General features: G+C 48.4%; 12 protein-coding genes and 2 pseudogenes. 7 read left to right on the top strand and 7 right to left on the bottom strand.

Going from position 1 to position 19,562, the window contains the following annotated elements; translation table 11 throughout:
- Window positions 1–218 precede the first annotated feature (218 nt).
- The 3 genes from FM037_RS02275 (at window position 219) to FM037_RS02265 (ending at window position 2,972) form a co-directional block, all read left to right on the top strand.
- Window positions 219–1,595: an MATE family efflux transporter gene (locus tag FM037_RS02275; protein WP_144044671.1), complete on the top strand. Its 1,377-nt coding sequence runs from the start codon at window positions 219–221 to the stop codon at window positions 1,593–1,595.
- Between the two features lie 21 nt (window positions 1,596–1,616).
- Entirely contained in the window at window positions 1,617–2,282 is a 666-nt protein-coding gene (locus FM037_RS02270) for a Qnr family pentapeptide repeat protein (RefSeq protein ID WP_144044670.1), read from the top strand.
- A gap of 138 nt (window positions 2,283–2,420) precedes the next feature.
- Window positions 2,421–2,972 carry a hypothetical protein gene (locus tag FM037_RS02265; protein ID WP_144044669.1) on the top strand — a complete coding sequence of 184 codons (552 nt, stop codon included), beginning with the start codon at window positions 2,421–2,423 and terminating at the stop codon, window positions 2,970–2,972.
- A gap of 68 nt (window positions 2,973–3,040) precedes the next feature.
- On the opposite strand, the gene FM037_RS02260 is transcribed toward FM037_RS02265, so the two are convergent.
- The 3 genes and pseudogenes from FM037_RS02260 to FM037_RS02250 all read right to left on the bottom strand — a co-directional run bounded on the left by FM037_RS02260 (window position 3,041) and on the right by FM037_RS02250 (window position 6,021).
- A complete protein-coding gene (locus FM037_RS02260) occupies window positions 3,041–4,675 on the bottom strand; it encodes a polysaccharide deacetylase family protein (RefSeq protein WP_144044668.1) in 1,635 nt (544 codons plus the stop codon).
- Window positions 4,676–4,882: 207 nt separating this feature from the next.
- A pseudogene (locus FM037_RS28970) lies at window positions 4,883–5,065 on the bottom strand (LysR family transcriptional regulator); the annotation flags it as partial.
- 11 nt (window positions 5,066–5,076) lie between these two features.
- Window positions 5,077–6,021, bottom strand: coding sequence for a LysR family transcriptional regulator (locus FM037_RS02250; protein WP_144044667.1), 945 nt, complete (start codon window positions 6,019–6,021; stop codon window positions 5,077–5,079).
- Between the two features lie 204 nt (window positions 6,022–6,225).
- Between FM037_RS02250 and FM037_RS02245 the strand changes: the two genes are divergently transcribed.
- The 4 genes and pseudogenes from FM037_RS02245 to FM037_RS02230 all read left to right on the top strand — a co-directional run bounded on the left by FM037_RS02245 (window position 6,226) and on the right by FM037_RS02230 (window position 11,434).
- Complete coding sequence (locus FM037_RS02245; RefSeq protein WP_144044666.1) at window positions 6,226–7,305, top strand: efflux RND transporter periplasmic adaptor subunit; 1,080 nt, start codon at window positions 6,226–6,228, stop codon at window positions 7,303–7,305.
- A gap of 66 nt (window positions 7,306–7,371) precedes the next feature.
- Window positions 7,372–10,445, top strand: a pseudogene (locus FM037_RS02240) (efflux RND transporter permease subunit).
- Window positions 10,446–10,664: 219 nt separating this feature from the next.
- A complete protein-coding gene (locus tag FM037_RS02235; RefSeq protein WP_144044665.1) occupies window positions 10,665–11,033 on the top strand; it encodes a hypothetical protein in 369 nt (122 codons plus the stop codon).
- Between the two features lie 35 nt (window positions 11,034–11,068).
- Window positions 11,069–11,434, top strand: coding sequence for a hypothetical protein (locus tag FM037_RS02230; RefSeq protein WP_227993103.1), 366 nt, complete (start codon window positions 11,069–11,071; stop codon window positions 11,432–11,434).
- Window positions 11,435–11,551: 117 nt separating this feature from the next.
- Here the strand turns inward: FM037_RS02230 and FM037_RS02225 are convergent, their stop codons facing one another.
- The 4 genes from FM037_RS02225 to FM037_RS02210 all read right to left on the bottom strand — a co-directional run bounded on the left by FM037_RS02225 (window position 11,552) and on the right by FM037_RS02210 (window position 19,372).
- Window positions 11,552–11,854, bottom strand: coding sequence for a hypothetical protein (locus FM037_RS02225; RefSeq protein WP_144044663.1), 303 nt, complete (start codon window positions 11,852–11,854; stop codon window positions 11,552–11,554).
- A 238-nt stretch (window positions 11,855–12,092) separates the two neighbouring features.
- A complete protein-coding gene (locus FM037_RS02220; RefSeq protein ID WP_144044662.1) occupies window positions 12,093–12,506 on the bottom strand; it encodes a hypothetical protein in 414 nt (137 codons plus the stop codon).
- Between the two features lie 534 nt (window positions 12,507–13,040).
- The gene (locus FM037_RS02215) at window positions 13,041–15,446 is read right to left on the bottom strand and encodes a zinc-dependent metalloprotease (protein ID WP_144044661.1); all 2,406 of its coding nucleotides are present in this window, start codon (window positions 15,444–15,446) and stop codon (window positions 13,041–13,043) included.
- A gap of 218 nt (window positions 15,447–15,664) precedes the next feature.
- The gene (locus FM037_RS02210) at window positions 15,665–19,372 is read right to left on the bottom strand and encodes a response regulator (protein WP_144044660.1); all 3,708 of its coding nucleotides are present in this window, start codon (window positions 19,370–19,372) and stop codon (window positions 15,665–15,667) included.
- Window positions 19,373–19,562: the final 190 nt, after the last annotated feature.

Below are 19,562 nucleotides of genomic sequence, written 5' to 3'. Positions count from 1 at the left end.
CCTAATGATTTTGCCCAACATATTAAGGCAGGCAAATAAAAAATTTTACGACAAAATTATCTGTAAATTACGTCGCTTGATGTTGGATATATGGGGCCATCTAGATGAGAACCAAGGTCTTTACAAAAATAATCTCACTTTTTTTATCCGGCTTTTATAAAAGCAGCACCAATCCTGATAGAATTGCCCTCCTCCAGTAGACAAGACAAGACTTCTCCATGAAAGACAGACACGGGCTGCTCACCCAGCCAATCGGTCGTGTACTGCTAAATATGAGCCTCCCAAACCTGATTGGTATCTTGACCATTCTTGGGTTCAGCCTAGTCGACACATTTTTTATCAGTCAGTTAGGCACCGAATCTCTGGCGGCCATCAGCTTCACCTTCCCAGTGACTCTGATTATATCCAGCATAGCCATAGGTATAGGCGCCGGTGTGTCGACTAACTTAGGCCGTCTCATAGGCGGTGGTCAGGCAGATAAGGCCAAGGTGTTTCTGCATGACTCATTGTTACTGACCTTTATGCTGACTGCGCTTATCTCCATGCTGGGTAGCCTGTGCATGGGCCCGTTATTTAGCCTGCTGGGCGCCAATGACTCCAGCCTGCCACTGATAGATGACTACATGTTTATCTGGTATCTGGGAGCCCCTCTGTTGGTGCTGCTCATGGTTGGTAATCAGGGACTGCGTGCCACGGGAGACACTCGCTCACCGGCTAAGATTATGATGTTGGCGGCCTTGATTAACCTTATTCTCGATCCCCTGCTTATCTTCGGCATCGGCCCTTTTCCCAGACTAGAGATCCAAGGCGCGGCCATAGCCACGGTTATTTCCTGGGCGGTAGCCCTGTCGTTATCCAGCTATCTGTTAATATTTAAGCGTCACTTAGTGGAGTTTGCCGACCTCAACATTGAGCGCCTCAAGTGCAACTGGAAACAGCTGGCTCATATCGCTCAGCCTGCGGCCCTGATGAACCTACTCAACCCACTCGCCAATGCGATGATCATGGCCATGCTAGCCCGTATCGATCATGGTGCAGTCGCCGCCTTCGGCGCCGGGATCCGTATCGAGTCCGTATTATTAATAGCCGTGATGGCATTATCATCCAGCCTGGTGCCCTTTATCGCCCAAAACTTAGGCGCGGGTCAGACCGAACGTGCCCGTGATGCCTTGCTGCTATCACTCAAATTTATTTTGGTGTTTCAGACCTTGCTCTACCTGCCACTGCTACTATTAGCCGAGCCAATTGCTCAGTTATTCAGTGGCGACCCTCAAGTCGTAGAGTGGTTGTCTTTCTATATCTTAATGATCCCCGCCGCCTACGGTCCCCTGGGTATCGTTATCTTGATGGCCACATCACTCAATGCCTACCACAGACCCATGAGCTCTCTGGTCCTCAATGTGTGTCGCCTGTTTCTGATCATGCTGCCTTTGGCCGCTCTGGGGTCTTACCTGGGTGGTGTCAAAGGCCTGCTACTGGCATTGCCTATCACTAACACCCTGATGGGTATCGCCTGTTATATTCTGGCGAAAAATATCTCCGAGCCGGAGCAGCTAAAATACACACAAGCTTATGCCCCTGAAACTAAAAAATAACGCGAAAGGTAACTGACTGATATGCAGCCTGATACTTACACAGACAAAACATTTGTCGATGCTAACTTCAGTGGCGAAGATCTGCAGGATGCCAGGTTCGAACGCTGTGAATTTTATCGCTGTGATTTCAGTCGCGCCGATCTGACCGATGCCTGCTTTATTAATTGCAGGTTCGTCGAGACGGGCACGAGTGAAGGCTGTAACTTCAATTATGCCACTCTTATTAGCGCCAGCTTCAAACACTGTAACCTGAGCATGGCGCTATTTATCGGGGCTCGCTGTTTCGGTATCGAGCTTAGGGAATGCAACCTACAAGGTGCGGACTTCGCCCGGGCCAGCTTTGCTAACCAGATCACCCACAAGACCTTCTTCTGCAGCGCCTACATCACGGAATCTAACCTCTCTTACGCCAATTTAGAGTCGGCCAAATTAGAGAAGTGCGACCTGATGGACAATCGCTGGCGCGGCGCTAACCTACTCGGCGCATCTATGAAGGGATCAGATCTCAGCGGCGGCGAGTTCTCCCAATCACAATGGGGCACATTCGAGCTAGAAGGCAGTAACTTATGCAGGGTGGAACTGGATGGACTGGATCCCCGCAACGTCAAGCTCGAGGGCGTGATGATAAACCAGTGGCAGCAGGAGCAACTGCTGACACCACTGGGGATCATAGTCGCGCCGGACTAAGAAGGCTAATAAGTGGCTCAAGACAGAGCGAAGCAAGCTTAGACTAACCTACATGCGTAATAGCTTTTCTATTGTTAAAACAGTAATATTGTATCGGAATAGCACTGTTAGCCTCATACATGGAATGTAAGGATAGATATGTATAATCTCTTTAAAATCACTGTTATCGCTGTAATCATCACCTTTGTTTATCAACAGTGGTTTGCCGCCCTCCCCCTCACAGGCTACCATCTCTCGTCTGTCCCCGTAAAAGTTAAAATGCTAAGCGGATCTCAAGTCAGTCGCAGCACGGATACCACCTCTGATATAGAGTCAATTATCGCTCCTAAAAGCAAAGAGAAGCCAATTGTTATGGTCGCGATGTCCGTGAGCTCAACCATGGAGAACTTTGAGGAGTCCGACATAGAGTTCATCCCTGATGAATACCAGAAGTTTGATCAATTAGGTTCTATCTACGGCAATATTGCTGGCAAAAGCTTTTCCGTCAAACAGGATCGTGGTTTTATCGATCAAAATGGCAAGCGGGGCTACCAGATGACGATGAAAATGACGGCTCAAGAGAAAGAATTCACCTTAGTACAGCAGGTGTTTATTGTCGGCGAACATCTACTGGTCTTTATGGCCAGCTACAGTGATACACAAGAGGAAAATACCGCCATGGCTTTCCTCGATTCCATTGAGTTTTTATAACACCTGTGTAAGCTTACGGATAACTAAGTGTTCCGTTATCCGTAACCACTTTCGGCGTTCCTACTGTGTTAGCTTTTATCACTAATCCCAAGCATGGTCTCCAGATTAACGAATCGATACCCTTGGCTGCGGTAGTAATCGATAACGGCAGGCAGAGCATCGACGGTATTTGTCCTGTTGCCACCAGCGTCGTGCATCAGGTTAATCACCTCGGGATGCAGATTATTGATCATCACATCACTGATATTCTCTACCGTGACTATAGGTGAGTTCCAGTCTCGGGTGTCCACCGACCATAAAATCACTTTCATGCCTTTTTCGTCCAGGAAGGCTACTTGCTCATCAGTGATCTCGCCATAGGGTGGACGATAGAAGCGAGGTGAAATACCTAACATAGTTTCAAACAACTCATTGGTTTTCAGTATTTGCGTTTGCCACAGATCATTATTCGTCAATGAGCGCCCATGAGGGTGGCTCCAACTGTGGTTTGCTAGTGTGTGCCCCTCGGCTAAGGCTCGCGACATAATGGCTTGATTGGACTTCATGTTTTGACCCATCCAGAAGAAGCTGGCCGGGATCTTATACTGAGCCAAGAGATCTAAAATCTGGGTGGTATAGATAGAGGGGCCATCATCGAAGGTTAAAGCGATAAGCTTGTCTCGATTCCACCCCTCAAGAAAATAGGCCCCGATATAGTCACTGGCCTGCCTGGTAAGCTCACTGATCTCGACTTGATTAGCCACATCGCCAGTTCTGACGTATTGCTCATCCTTATGATTCACTGTTATCGACGAAGCTAAGTTAATCCGAAATAGCCCAGGGTCCAGTGAGAATGCATTGCTGGCATCGCTGCCTGGATAACGGCTGAAATGCTGCTCCACTAAGTAATAACCTAGCTTCCAGGCAATACCATCATCTTTCGGTTCTGTCCCATCAAACCAAACATCGACACCAGTGCCGTTATCAATTTCATTATCGATAGCTGACTTAGCCTGAGTGATTGCATCATTGAGTGCTACACCTATCAATTCTGTCTCTTGGTATAAATGAGCAGGCTTGAGCTTTGACTCAATAAAATGCAGTGCTAATCCGTTACTCACTAGTTTGCCCAGCAGACCATCTTCAACTTGATGAGCCTGTCTTAAGGCCAGATAGATAGCCCTAGCCAAAGGCTGAGTAAGGACGCTATCTTCAGGGACTACAGCAAGGGTCAAGATCACTCGACTCTGACCTAGTTCGGAGCTAGAAATGTCGATAATAAAAGCTTGAGTTTGCAGCGGATCTAGCTTGATGCCTAAAACAAAAGTGTCGAGCGTAAATTGGCTAGAGAAGGCATTGGAAAGCCTGGCTAATTGAGCGTTAAGTCCTGATAACATCTCTTCACTTGGCTCACTATCAATTGCCCAGTAGGTTGGCAGAGCGAGTTCATCCAAGATGGGTTGATAATCGACACCAGCTAGCGTGACACTCGCCCTTGGGGTTTTTCCATTACCAGAATCATTATTGCCAGAGTTATCCGTGCTGCCAGAGCTAATAGACGTTGTATCGACAGGCACCTTAGCCGTTGAGCCACTGCTTCCCCCACAGGCCGATAATAACAGGGAGGCTAACACCCAGATTAACAGTAACACGCTCTCTGACAATATCGGTCGTTCACTATTTTCGATTGCCTGTGACCTTTGCTTAGACTCAATCAACATCATATTCTATATCCCTATCTGTCTTATACCGATTGGTATTAGTTCATTCTCACCCGTGGTCATTTACAGCTAAGAGCATCAGACAGCGAAGCAGGTGACAGCGCTGTCATTTATTTGTTTATTTAGATTAACAAATAACCAGGGGGATAGGTAATGGAAAAGGTACGAGTTCCTAGGATCTAAAGCCTAGACCCTAGGTCCTGGGCTTCATTAAACCCAGGACTTGATAGATCCACGTAGCCGCTCTTCTCGGCCGCAACCTTTACCCGCACTACAACGCTCAAGCGCGCCTAGCATGTGGTCGATAAACCTCTGGCTCGCTAAGCTGATGAAACGTCTTGAAGGGTAGACCAGGTAGCACTTGCCAACATTATATGATTCTACATCTTCAAATTTGGCTTAAGTTAGACCCATGACTTAATAGATCCACGTAGCCGTTCCTCCCTTCCGCAACCTTTACCCGCACTACAACGCTCAAGCGCGCCTAGCATGTGGTCGATAAACCTCTGGCTCGCTAAGCTGATGAAACGTCTTGAAGGATAGACCAGGTAGCACTTGCCGACGTAAGGCTCTACATCTTCAAACAACATAGTCAGCTCACCTCGCTCAACATACTCACGAGTCAGCTTTGTGGGCAAAAAAGCAATACCCCGGCCAGTTAGGCTCGCTTCCAGACAGAGCTGAATACTATTGAGACACAAGTTACCTTTCACCGCTATCTTCATATCATTGCCGAAGGGGACTTCATTGAAAATTCGACCGTTAGGGTAACGAAACAGTATAGAGTTATGCAGCTCGAGCTCCTCTGGCAACACAGGCGTGCCAGCCTTGGCCAGATAATCCGGACTGGCAACAAAATGCAGCTCTTCGCTGATCACCTCTCGCGCCACCATCTCATTTTCATTAAATGAATCTTCTACCATAAAGGCGAGATCGATATTGTTACGGATCATATCCTGAGGATCAGTGCTGACAATCAGCTCGACGGTGAGCTCAGGGTGATGATCCATAAACTCGAAAATGCCATTGGCAATATCCAGTAGCTCGGGCACGGGAAACATGAGGATACGTAGGTGGCCGCCAATCTCGGCTTGAGTATCCGTGAGCTCCACCAGAGTCTGCTCAAGATCCCCGAGGATTGCTAAGGTTTTGTCGTAGAAATGGCTCCCCGAAGCCGTTAACGTCATGGCTCGGCTCTGACGATGAAATAATTTAACCTTAAGCTCATCTTCTAATGCCTGCAGACGGCGGCTCACGGTCGACTTAGGCAGATTCAGCAGATCCGAAGCTTCTACTAAACTCCCCGTTTCTACGATGCGATGGAACAGGGAAATATCTTCAGTTTTCATAACTAACTCTCACTAACTCTCGATGATTTTCACACTCAAATCGGTAACGAAAATGATCATGCTCACGCTTGATTTTAACAATCAAGCCTAAACAGTCTCATTTTATGGAACTTATAATTCCATATATTCCCATTTTGTTCAATATTAGATACTGCTATCTTAGCCAGTATTGATACATCTTGTCGCACACATGGAAACTGGTTTATGAAGTACCTAGCAAAAACATTCGCAGCCTTAATGATCACAGGCATATTGGCTGGCTGCAGCGCAGAGTCGATCGAAGTTGCCCCACAAAGCATTAGACCAGTGAAGTTATTGGAAGTCACAGATGTTAATGCTGCTTCTATTCGTGTCTTTCCGGCAAAAATAGCCGCCACTAAGCAGGCAGATTTAGGCTTTAGAGTGTCCGGTCAGCTGATCGATTTTACTCTGGTGGAAGGTCTGCATGTGAAAAAAGGCGCTATTTTGGCTAGGCTGGATGACAGAGATGCCCGCAATACCTTACTCAACCGCGAAGCCGATCATGAGCTCGCCACCGCCGACTATAAACGTAAGGGTGAGCTCTTACGCCGCCAGTTGATCTCACCGGCAGATTACGATCTCTCTAAGGCTCAACTCAAATCAGCCACTGCTGCTCTGGCCAACGCCCGCGATCAATTGAGCTACACCAATTTGCTCGCACCATATGACGGCACGGTCGCTAAGATCGCCATAGACAATTATCAGATGATTCAAGCAAACCAGTCGGTGCTCGTGTTACAGAAAGATCGTAATATCGACGTGGTGATCCAGGTACCTGAGTCTATGGCCAGCCAGGCAATCAAATTTAATCCCCATGCTAAATTTCAACCTCAGGTACGTTTCAGCGCTCAGCCGGAGCAAGCCTATCCGGTAAAACTGAAAGAGCACGCGACTCAAGTGACTCCAGGCACTCAAAGTTACGAAGTAGTCTTCACACTCCCCAGACCCACTCAAATCAATATTCTTCCTGGTATGAGCGCCGAGTTGACCTTAGATCTCTCTATAGACTCCCAGTTAGATAAGGCAGTGATCCCAGCCAGTGCAGTGATGAAGCGTGATCAAGATGGTGAGAGTATCATCTGGCTCTACCATGCAGACACAGGCAAGGTGACTCCGAAAATCGTCACCTTAGGCCGAGTCACCACAGATGGCATAGAGATCTTAACAGGCTTGAACAAGGGCGATCAACTAGTGGTAGCCGGTGTACAGTACTTGTCAGCAGAACAGAAAGTTAAACCTCTCCACTGGCAACGCGGGGTGTAATACCAATCCTACTTAATATCATCTAAGCCTTTATTTTTACTTTTTCGCCTGCAAGGATTTTACGCCGTGAATTTCGCACAATACTCTATAGAACATAAAGTGGTGAGCTGGATGTTTGCCCTATTGCTACTCGTGGGGGCAGCATCTCATTTCTTGGGCTAGGTCAGCTCGAATTCCCTGAGTTCACCCTCAAGCAGGCACTCGTTGTCACCGCCTACCCTGGCGCTTCACCCGAACAGGTCGAAGAGGAGGTTACCCTTCCTCTGGAAGATGCCCTGCAACAACTCGATGCTATCAAGCATATCACTTCGATCAACAGTGCCGGCCTGTCTCAGATAGAGATTGAGGTCCACGAGCATTACGGTGCAGACGAACTGCCTCAGGTGTGGGACGAGGTACGCCGTAAGATCAACGACAAAATAGGTGAACTGCCACCAGGGGTTGCGACTCCTTCTGTTATCGATGATTTCGGCGATGTGTACGGTATTTTGCTCAACATTTCAGGGGATGGCTACACTAGCCGTGAGTTACAAAATTATGCCGATTTTCTCAGGCGTGAACTTGTGCTTGTCGATGGTGTGAAAAAAGTCACCATAGCCGGCAAAATTACCGAGCAAGTCGTGGTCGAGATTTCCCAGCAGAAACTCAATGCCCTAGGCCTGGATCAAGACTACATCTATAGCCTGATCAATAGCCAGAACGTCGTCTCCAATGCCGGCAGTATCCGCGTGGGCGATAATCGCATTCGTATCCACCCCACCGGTGAATTTAGTCAGGTGGAGCAGATGGAGCGCCTGTTAATCAGCGCGCCAGGCAGTACAAAATTGGTCTACCTTGGCGATATAGCCCAGGTCTATAAAGATAACGATGAGACTCCAACCAATATCTACCACGGCAATGGCGAATCAGCCCTGTCTATCGGCATCTCATTTTCCAGTGGCGTCAACGTGGTCGATGTCGGCGCAGCCATCAATGAAAGACTCGTCGAGCTAGATAACGAGCGTCCAATAGGCATAGAACTCAACACTGTCTATGACCAGAGCAAGATGGTCGATCAGACCATCACAGGTTTCTTAATCAATCTGGCCGAGTCTATTGCCATAGTGATCGTCGTGCTCTTGGTATTCATGGGTGTGCGTGCCGGTCTACTGATGGGACTGGTACTGCTATTGACCATATTAGGCACCTTCATCATGATGAAAGTGCTCAATATTGAGCTGCAGATCATCTCCCTCGGCGCCCTCATCATCGCCCTGGGTATGCTGGTCGATAACGCCATCGTGGTGACCGAAGGCATACTCATAGGCATCAAGCGTGGCCAAAGCCGACTAGAGACATCTAAACAGGTGGTGTCACAGACTCAATGGCCGCTACTTGGCGCCACAGTCATCGCTATTCTTGCCTTCGCTCCGATTGGCTTGTCAGACACGGCCACGGGTGAGTTCTGTGTCTCCTTATTCCAGGTCTTACTGATCTCGCTGTTTATCAGTTGGATCACCGCCATGACCTTAACCCCCTTCTTCTGCCACTTGATGTTTAAAGATGGCGAAGTCAGCAGTGATGAGATTGAGGACCCTTACAAGGGCTTGATATTCCAGTTGTACCGTACCAGCTTAAATCTGGCGATGCGTTTTCGCGCCGTCACCCTGCTCATCGTTATCGCGGCACTGTTCACTTCGGTAATGGGCTTCGGATACGTGAAAAATGTCTTCTTCCCAGCCTCAAATACGCCTATGTTCTTCGTGGATGTATGGATGCCCGAAGGCACAGATATTAAGGCGACAGAACACCTGCTCGGCCGCATAGAAAAAGACCTGCTCGCCCAGCAAGAGACCCATGATATCGGTCTGGTTAACCTCACCAGTGTTGTCGGTCAGGGCGCCCAAAGATTCGTGCTCTCCTATGTCCCGGAGAAAGGCTACAGCTCCTACGGTCAGCTACTGATCGAGATGACAGATCTCACCAGCTTAGATAGATACATGCGCACCTTAGAGAAGGAGTTAAGCCTCAAGTATCCCGAAGCCGAGTATCGTTTCAAATATATGGAGAATGGTCCTAGCCCTGCGGCTAAGATAGAGGCGCGCTTCTACGGTGAAGATCCTCTGGTACTGCGCCAGCTTGCTACCCAAGCCAAGGCTATTTTAGATGCTGAGCCGACAGCCGTAGGTGTGAGACATAGCTGGCGTAATCAGGTGACTCTGATCCGCCCGCAACTTGCACTCGCTCAGGCCCGTGAAACCGGGATCAGCAAACAAGATCTCGATAACTCACTGCTGGTCAACTTCAGTGGTAAGCAAGTCGGTGTCTATCGTGAGAACAGCCATCTGATGCCCATCATAGCCAGGGCTCCGGCCGAGGAACGCCTCGATGCCGACAGCCTGTGGAAACTTCAGGTCTGGAGCTCAGAAAACAACGTCTTCGTGCCTGCCACTCAGGTGGTCTCAGAGTTCAGCACCGAGTGGGAAAACCCGCTTATCATGCGCCGCGACAGGAAACGTATGCTGGCCGTGTATGCCGATCCAATCAACGGCACCGATGAGACTGCAGATTCGGTGTTTCGAAAAATCAGAGCGGACATAGAAGCCATCCCACTTCCAAGTGGTTATGAGTTCGAATGGGGAGGCGAGTACGAGACAGCAGGAGAGGCCCAGGTCTCGGTATTTAGCTCAATACCTATGGGCTATCTGGCCATGTTCCTCATTACAGTGTTGCTGTTTAACTCGGTGCGTCAGCCTCTGGTTATCTGGTTTACCGTTCCACTAGCCTTAATAGGTGTGGTATCTGGCCTACTAATATTCGATGCTCCCTTCAGCTTCATGGCGCTGCTAGGTCTATTGAGTCTGACTGGCATGATCATCAAAAATGGCATAGTACTGGTAGATCAAATAAATCTGGAACTGAGTGAAGGCAAGGAGGCTTATCGGGCTGTGGTCGATTCGTCCGTGAGCCGGGTAAGACCCGTGTTGATGGCTGCGATAACGACTATGTTGGGAATGGTGCCTCTGCTATCTGATGCCTTCTTTGGCTCTATGGCTATCACCATTATCTTCGGCCTGGGCTTCGCCTCAGTGCTGACACTCATCGTCTTACCCGTCACTTATACCTTGGCATTCCGTATTCCTTACCCTAAACAGGCATAAGGAAACAACAGCAAAAAATGGCTTAAAAAAGAAAGTAGTAAGAGGAAAGAACAAGGAGAAGGCTAACGACTCAGCGATTAACAAGTAACTTGCTTCCCGGCAATCCCGATCCCATTGCGGATCGGGTTTACTTTTAGCCCGAGGAAGCATTAAAGCGGCATTAATGCCAATACCTTGATACTGTATTGGGAGTGACTCCCCATTTATAGGTCGATTCAAATGAAATATGCCCACCTCTTATCCTTTACCTTGGCCGCCAGCCTATTGAGCACTATGCCTGTCACTGCTCAAGGGAATCAATTAGATGATAATCCTTCGCAGACCTATCGAGTCGGCGTCATGGTCGAGGAAATTTCAGACGCCTTAACTAAGCCAAATGATACCGAGTCACTCGCCACCATAAGCCAATATGGTACAGATTCACGTTATTACGTGATGATCCGCGGCTGGTTAGTACAGGAACTCGCAGGCGTCCAGAGCCAGTTAGACGCTAGCCAAACAAACGAGTCCAACTCAGAAAATAAACAAAAATTCATCGACAAAGTGACATTTTTACAGCGGGCCATTCGTCGAATTGATTTAGAATGATTGCAACATACGTATCTAGCAACAAAGAAGCTCATATGAAAAAGGCAATCACAGCCGCGCTGATCTCAGCCTTCGTCTGTCCGGGAACAGGCCATTTCTACTTGAAGAAATATAATATCGGCACCCTTATCTCTGCCGTCAGCCTGAGCGGGCTAGTCTATCTCCTCTATCAGGCGGTAGAGCGAGCACAAGAGATCTCAGATCAGATATTATCCGGTGCCGTTCCGCTGGATTTTAATCTGATCTATCAGATGATCACCGAGCAACCCAGTGGCGCAAAGGCACTCTACGCATCTATTGCCACTTGGACATTTATCATTGGCTGGCTGGTTGGGGTTATCGATGCCTATCGACTGGGGCACGCTTTGGATAAGAGCCTGGATAAAGCTGATAAGCGATAAGCAATAAGCAATAAGCAATCAGTGAAAAAAGAAAGGCCCAGAACAATCCATCTTAATCCGGGCCTTTGCTTCTTACTATTTCCTATTTATTAAATTAGTACTTTTAACGGCTAACTCTTAGATACGCTTCATTGCCGTTGTCGTAGAGAAATCATGTTGAGTCGAAGGGTTCACACCCTTTTCGGCGACTGCTGGTTCATTGATAGAAAACAAATATTTGTCGCTTGCCGCTACCGTTTTAGAAAAATCATGTCGGGTCGACACTTGTTGCAACTGATTTCCCTTAGCAGGCTGATTATTTGAAAAATCGTAGCTGGATTTTGCAGCCGATGTCTTAGAAAAATCAGGAATATCTGCAAAAGCAGACGCCGATGAAAACACAAATACTGCAGATAAGGCCACGCTGGTTAATAACTTCATATAAAACTCCAATCTTTTTTGACCACAAGTATGTAACAACAACTCTAAGTTAGTTTTTACAAATTGTGAACAAATTAATTACATTTGATGCAAATTAATACAAGTGTGATTAAGTTGCCAAAATAAACTTTGGGGGCGTGGCTGAGCAATTTCACTACAGGACAACTCCTAAACAAGACCATTGTTAAGTCAGGAATAGAACTGTGAGTAGAAAAGAAAAACCACAAGAGAGTTGGAATTAACTTATTGGAGGGCGATAAACTTGTGCGGCATCGGCAGTCTGAATAGACCAGAGTCGATTAGGGATCCGTTCACTGGATGTAGAAGCTATCAAATCTAGGGAAGATTGGATAAATATACCAGTCATAGAGGCGCAATGAGTCACACAGTGACCACTGGCTAATATGATGCAAGCTAGGTCACACTGAACGACACTTTGGGGGAGATCTGGACTGGTTGAGGTTTTAGCCTCAAGGGTAGAGGTAGCAACAGTTTGTCGGACCTCATCTTTTTGCTGAGAGCCAGCTTCCTGTAGCAAAGCAGATTTATGACTCATGGAATGTAAAAAGTCGGGCATGGCCATCGCCGGCGACAAGAGGTTTTGTCCAACTAATGCGATAAACAACAGCAGATGTATGATCTGTTTTGCCATGAGTTAAATTATTCAGCCTTAAAAAATGCTACAAGGAATGGATGACACAAGGATAGACATTCGTCACCTTAAAAAGTTGCATACCCGACATGTTTTTTACTGTAATACATGGGGTTAAAAGCTAAGACGACGGCTGCGCCCTAAGAGAGCATCATCTCGGCTCAACCAGCGAAGCATCATCTCAGCTCTACCAGCAAAGCATCATCTCGGCTCTACCAGCAAAGCATCATCTCAGCTCTACCAGCGAAGCATCATCTCGGCTCTACCAGCAAAGCATCATCTCAGCTCTACCAGCAAAGCATCATCTCAGCTCTACCAGCAAAGCATCATCTCGGCTCTACCAGCAAAGCATCATCTCGGCTCTACCAGCAAAGCATCATCTCGGCTCAACCAGCGAAGCATCATCTCGGCTCAACCAGCGAAGCATCATCTCGGCTCTACCAGCAAAGCATCATCTCGGCTCTACCAGCAAAGCATCATCTCAGCTCTACCAGCGAAGCGCCCAGCGAAGCATCATCTCGGCTCTACCAGCTGCTAAATCGGCGAGCCAGGTGGCATCTTAAGCGGCTGGGCTATCAGCTTAACCTTAGCATCTTTCATGCCTCTCTCAACGCCATCGGCAAGCCAGGCAAAGTGAGCGGCCTCGTAGGCACTGACCCGCTTCACCTTACGTTTAAGCTGCTTGAGGGTATAACGCAGACGATCCGCCAGTTGCGCCTTCACTTCGGGTCGTGTCTGTTTAGCATGGTAACTCGCTAACAACTCATCGAGTATCACGCTGTTGACCCGCATCCAGACCCCTTGCTCGGCACCATTGGGAATATCCTCATACAGTGTACTGCCAAGCAGCTTATCGACTAATGCCGGAACAGATAGTTGTTCCCTGTCGCCAATATAGCCCTGATTCACTCGATTTAGTCGCTGAGGCGCGAGAAGTTTCTGCACCGTATGACGGCTCAAGACTTCGGCCATACCCAGAGGGTCAGTGATGACACCAAGACCCGAATCAAAACTTTCCCGTGTTCTGTTGTAATTGCCCGCCTTGGGCACTAAGGATTCCTGCAATGTCTGGGAGATAGCTAACGCCTTGGGTGACAAGGTCTCCAGTAAGGCATCCAGGGCACTCTTTTGCAGCTGAGGCGCAATATAGTGCCATGACTCACCTTCGACGCCTTCGCTATAGCTATAATCTGTGCCACCGATGAATTTAGCCGCGGCGGTGATCTGATAACGATTGAGCAGATAAATGGGCACGAAGATATCGCTTAGCTCCCCCCTAGGCTGCCCGGCGAGTAATGCTGAGGGAGAAAAATCAGCGATCGCCTTGGCTCGTACCTTATCGATACGGATAAGCTCGGCAACGGGGTCACTACCATTATCCCAGAGACTGGCATAAGCATTACTGGCCCCTTTCGAGCGAGAATCCGCTTCACCTATGTAGCGTAGCCCCTGGCGCTGCACCTGAGTCATCAATTCAGATAATTTAGCCGATTCCTCGGCAGAGTCGGCATATTCACTATAACCATATTCGACAATATACTTATCCCAGGCACCGACTCCGACGCCATAGGGCGCCGAAATATCTATCTTCTCACCTTTCAATGTCGCCTGTGGATGGGGGTAATCCATCACTGAGGCATTATCATTACTCGAGGCGGCGAAGTTATGATCGAAACCTAAGGTATGGCCAACTTCGTGAGCCGCCAGCTGACGAATTCGAGCCAGTGAAAGCGCCATAGACGCATCTTCAGCAGCCTGTCTATCTTCCCAGCCAGCAGTGAGACCGCGGGCAATCAGATGATCCTGACGGACCCTTTGACTGCCTAAGGTCACATGTCCCTTGATGATCTCGCCGGTTCTGGGATCGGCAACCGCCGAGCCATAAGACCAGCCGCGCGTCGCCCTGTGTACCCATTGGATCACGTTGTAACGAATATCTTGAGGATCGGCATCCTCTGGCAATAACTCGACCTTGAATCCACCGATAAATCCGGCCTGTTCGAATGCCTCTTCCCACCAGCCAGCTCCCTCTAAGAGTGCGCTGCGAATTGGCTCAGGTACACCTGGGTCTAAGTAGTAAATGATAGGTTCGATCACTTCACTGGGCTCAGATCCCGGATTCACCTTCTGCAAGCGATGGCGCAGCAGATGACGCTGACGAATATCCTGATTAACCTGAGTACCGAAATCCAAATACTCATCGGATAGGTAGCCGCTCATGGGGTGGTAATCGCGAGCCACATAGCCCTCTTCCGGCAACTGAATGAAGGAGTAACGCAGACGAACCGACATATGATTAGCATCGGGCGTCACCTGGGCCACATAGTTACCCGCCTTGGCACTGTTGAAGGTCAACAAGACATCCACGTCGCTGTTACGCTCGAAGGACTTAACGCCTTCGGGTAAGATGAGTGAACGGCTTTTATCTAGCTGATAGCTACCCTGCTTAGTGTCTTCGAGCACCGAGGAGATGCCGTGAAGATCGTTAATCACCAGATCATTGATCGACACAAGATCCCGTTTTCCATCTATGATCTTGCCTCGCCAGAGCACTGACTCGGCAAAGGCTTCTTTAACCGCTCTTTGCTCGGCGGCGTTATCGCTACTGGCACGATATTGAGTATTGAGCTGCTTCAAAATCAAGTAGGGACCATGACGCTCAAATTGCACCATGCGGGTATAACCGAGTTGACCACGGTCCAGGCCGATATCATTGGAACCTACGCCATGGGGTAAACTTGTCAGCAACAGGAAAGGCTGATCTAACTTGTTCGCTTCCAGGTAAAGCTCGCCATCGGCTTTAGCGTAAAACAAGTTAATAAAACCGTTTGCAGACTGGCTTTTCTTGATGATAGTGGCGGTATTACTTGGGGCTGCGACGACATCGACGACGGGCACAGAGAGAAGTGCTATCGCCAATGCGAGATTATAGGGCTTCATTGGGTCTCCTTGAATGCGGCTCAGACGGCCTTTAGTACTCAACAATTCAATATTAATTTTTGTTTTAACTGCTGTTCTAATTTTGCACTAAAAATACTAAAGGGATAGCTTAACAGCTATCCCTTTAGTCTCAAGTGCAAATCATTAATTTAGCTCACTCTTATACAATTAGCTTAATTCTTCCTAAGTTAAGAGTGGGCCACAAGATAATTAATCCCTTAATTCACTTCTTCTTTCTGTTTAATCCAATAACTTAAGGTATCGAACAACTCATTGAGAACGATAGGCTTAGTAATATGGGCATTCATCCCCGCCGACAGACTCTTCTCTCTATCTCCCGACATGGCGTGAGCCGTCATGGCTATGATAGGCAGCTCCTGCAGACTAAAGTGCTTCCTGATCTCTCTTGTTGCGGTTAAACCGTCCATCACCGGCATCTGAATATCCATGAGTACCGCATCAAAATCTTTCTCGGCGAGCATGTCTATGGCGATTTGACCGTTATCGGCAACATCGACCTCGTAGCCAGCACTCTTGAGTAGTTCGGTCGCAACCTGCTGGTTGATAAGGTTATCCTCTACCAGCAAGACCACGCCAGCATGTGTATCGACTACCTCTTCGACTGCTACTTCTATCACAGAGCTGACCTTAGGCTCTTCGGCGAAAGCGCCAATGATTTCATCGAACAGAGCCGAGGCTTTAAACGGCTTCTGTAACATGGCGTAAATATTTGAGCGCTCCGCATCTTCCTTGAGAGGCTCTGCGGCATAAGCAGTCATCATGATGACGATAGGACGCTTATCTAATCGACCATCGGCCACCATACGATCCAGCTCTTCGATTACCTGAATACCATCCATCTCCGGCATCATCCAATCGAGCAGCAGAAGATCCACCGATGACTTCTCCAGCTTATATAGCGCCTCAGAACCATTAGCGGCAGTATCCACCTCAAAGTGGAAGTCACGCATCACGGCAGAATAGATCTGTAGTGCGGTCGGGTTATCATCGACCACTAAGGTCTTAAGATGACCTAAACGCTCTGGCACTATCATAGGTTTAATTTCGGCCTCTTCGGCAATCTCGAAGCTGATGGTAAAGCTGAAGGTACTACCGACCCCCATCTCACTCTGGACCTGCATCTGACCACCCATCATGGACACCAGATGTTTACTGATGGAGAGACCTAGGCCGGTACCACCATACTTACGTGTGGTAGAACCATCGGCTTGGGCGAAGGCATCGAACAGGCTGGCCTGCTGCTCATTACTGATCCCTATGCCTGTATCACGGACCCAGAACTTGAGAGTGATGCGATGATCGCGCTCACCCACATCTTCACAACCTAACTCGATCTCACCAGTTTGAGTAAACTTGACCGCATTAGAGAGCATGTTGATCAACACCTGACCCAGACGCAGGGGATCACCCTCGAGGATTAAACCAGCCGTGACAGGGGCGTAGAGGAGCAGCTCGACTCCCTTCTGTTGGGACTTGAGTGCATTAAGATCCAGGGCATGGTCCAGCACCTTATCGAGTGGGAATGCCACCCTCTCAAGCTCTAATTTACCCGCCTCGATCTTAGAGAAATCCAGGATATCGTTGATGATCCTGAGCAGAGACTGGGCCGAGAAGCCAGCCTTCTCCAGATAATCTTGCTGTTTCGGCGTGAGCTCTGTGCGCTGAGCCAGCTGCAGCATGCCGATTATGGCATTCATAGGCGTGCGGATCTCATGGCTCATGTTGGCCAGAAATTCACTCTTATACACGTTGGCCGACTCTGCATCTTGCTTAGCCTCAAGTAGGGCCACCTCGTTACTCTTATGACGAGTAATATCTTTATGGGTACCCACCATACGTTTAGGTTGTTTATTGGGTGTGAACTCCACCACACGACCACGAGAGAGTAACCAGTGGTATTGGCCACTCTTGCCACGCATCCTGAATTCGATATCGAAGGCACCAATAGGATCGCCTAGATACTGTTCGCGATACTCCTGCACCCTGATCCTGTCGTCGGGGTGAATAAGATCGTCTATGGTTGAAACCAATGCCGGGAACTCATTGATCTTGTAGCCAAGCATGGAGTAGTAAGCGGGATTACAGATGATCTGTTTCGAATCCAAATACCAATCCCACAAGCCATCTTCAACCGCATCCATGGCTAAGTGATAACGTTCTTCCGACAACCTTAACTGCTCGGCCGACTCATACTCGCGAGTCACATCACGCCAGACGGCGATCAGGCCTAACAGCTCACCGCGTCGATTATAGAAGGGCAGCTTAAGGGTATCGAGTAGCACTGGCTTGCCGGCGAGTTCCACCTTCTCCTGATAGCGAAGCGGAGTACGTTCCGCCAGAACTCGCTCATCTTCGGCCTTGATACGCACCGACTGTTCTTCGGAGGTAAGTTTTATCGACTCCTGGCCGATGATCTCACTCTCGGTATAGCCCAACATACGTTCGGCCGCCTTGTTGCAACCTAGATACTTACCCTCTCTATCTTTGAAAACAATCGCCTCCGGGATAGCATCGAGCAAAGATCTCAGTAAGGCGTATTCCCGCTCTCGCCTCTCTGTTGTCTCTTTCAGCCTATCGGTACGCCGAGCCACCAGCTTATCGAGTCTCCTGTTTTGTTCCGCCAGGTGCCGGGTATATTGTTGGTTCTCTTCGAATATTCGACTCACCAGTTGGAACCAAGGCTCCCAACCCTGGGTGATCTGCTCAGGGGGCTTACGGGGCTCCTGGGAGCAAGATTCCAGATGCGTCAACAGACGCGAAGCCGGGTTAACGAATGAACGTCGGGTCTGCCAGTGAACTATGGTCACTAATATCGACAGGGCCAATACCACTAAGATAAAGGTCAGCTCCAGCTTTTCCCAAGAATCCTTAAATAGCTCATCTCTATCTTGCAGGTAGAGCAGGCGCCAAGGGGCATTTTGTAGCGCTACCGAGTGGATGTAGTAACCATTTCTGATGATCCCTTCATGGGCATCGAACAGCTCAGACTCAGGAATCGAATGCAGCTCAGAGGGGATCTTCTGACTGATATGGAAGACACGACTAATCTCAGAGTTATCATCATCGCTGTGGGAAAGAATATTGTTCTTTTGATCCAATAGGATAACCGTACCCGGCATCTTGAAGTAGAGACGTATCTGCCTTGCCAGCGAGGCCAAGGTCATATCCAAGTTGATCGAACCGATAAACTCATCTTCCAGATAGATGGGGACGCCTAAGGTGGTCAATAGGCCTTTACCGGTCGGGTCAACGTAAGCGGGGCTCCAGAACACGCTTCGCTGGGGGTTCATCGCCGGCGTCGCTAGCTGAAACTGGTTCTTATTGAGTAACTCATCTCTGAATCTTTGCTCGTCCGATGGCCAGGGGAAATAGGACATGATCCTACGCTTAGAGATGTAATAGATAGATGAGGCTTTGGGAGCTGCTTCGGTTGCCACGGGGAAGGAAAGAGATAACTCGAACAGCATCTCCAGTTCCTGATAGAACTTCTCGCTGCGACCATTGAGGGAGCCCGCACCTGTGATGCGTCCCATATTGGTAAAAGGTTCACCACTCTGGGCGTAACTCGGCTCTAAGGTAAAATACTGGCCACTCTCATTGAATTTCTCATATTGTGGTAAGCGGTCTTTACGCACTAACTCACCGAGCCTGAGATGATCGACGGCCACGTTCCTCAGACTCTTTACCGCTCGGATACTCGATTCCAGCAAGAGATCGATCTGCAAAACATGGCGCTCAACCTGCTCCTCTCTTTGGTCCATAAGCTGAGTTTTCTGGCGTTCGAAGAAGAACCAGGCAGTGATCAGCGCCATAATGATCACGCCAATATAGGTATAAAAAACAGCGCGATTATAGTTTTTCTGTATCGGCGACTTCAGTTGAAGATCTGGCTCAGTCGGTTTCATTCATAGCCCTTGAATAAACCTGCAATTCCCTGCACAGGCTCTAAATTTCATTAACAGTATAGTATCAGGAAGATAGATGAATTGAATACACCATATTAGTCTAATAGCTTAACTTAAGGTGAGATAAAGACTCTAGATAAACACCTAGCTTACAGATAGATACAGAGATGGTTAAAATTTTACCCTAGTG

The organism is Shewanella psychropiezotolerans (assembly GCF_007197555.1).
GTDB classification, from domain to species: Bacteria; Pseudomonadota; Gammaproteobacteria; order Enterobacterales; family Shewanellaceae; genus Shewanella; species Shewanella psychropiezotolerans.
This window is presented reverse-complemented; position numbering and strand designations above follow the sequence as displayed.

Coding starts and splice junctions, on each gene's coding strand:
- FM037_RS02225 (WP_144044663.1), bottom strand. CDS start 11,854: ATGAAGTTATTAACCAGCGTGGCCTTATCTGCAGTATTTGTGTTTTCA.
- FM037_RS02250 (WP_144044667.1), bottom strand. CDS start 6,021: ATGAAAACTGAAGATATTTCCCTGTTCCATCGCATCGTAGAAACGGGG.
- FM037_RS02265 (WP_144044669.1), top strand. CDS start 2,421: ATGTATAATCTCTTTAAAATCACTGTTATCGCTGTAATCATCACCTTT.
- FM037_RS02220 (WP_144044662.1), bottom strand. CDS start 12,506: ATGGCAAAACAGATCATACATCTGCTGTTGTTTATCGCATTAGTTGGA.
- FM037_RS02245 (WP_144044666.1), top strand. CDS start 6,226: ATGAAGTACCTAGCAAAAACATTCGCAGCCTTAATGATCACAGGCATA.
- FM037_RS02260 (WP_144044668.1), bottom strand. CDS start 4,675: ATGATGTTGATTGAGTCTAAGCAAAGGTCACAGGCAATCGAAAATAGT.
- FM037_RS02270 (WP_144044670.1), top strand. CDS start 1,617: ATGCAGCCTGATACTTACACAGACAAAACATTTGTCGATGCTAACTTC.
- FM037_RS02230 (WP_227993103.1), top strand. CDS start 11,069: ATGAAAAAGGCAATCACAGCCGCGCTGATCTCAGCCTTCGTCTGTCCG.
- FM037_RS02235 (WP_144044665.1), top strand. CDS start 10,665: ATGAAATATGCCCACCTCTTATCCTTTACCTTGGCCGCCAGCCTATTG.
- FM037_RS02210 (WP_144044660.1), bottom strand. CDS start 19,372: ATGAAACCGACTGAGCCAGATCTTCAACTGAAGTCGCCGATACAGAAA.
- FM037_RS02215 (WP_144044661.1), bottom strand. CDS start 15,446: ATGAAGCCCTATAATCTCGCATTGGCGATAGCACTTCTCTCTGTGCCC.
- FM037_RS02275 (WP_144044671.1), top strand. CDS start 219: ATGAAAGACAGACACGGGCTGCTCACCCAGCCAATCGGTCGTGTACTG.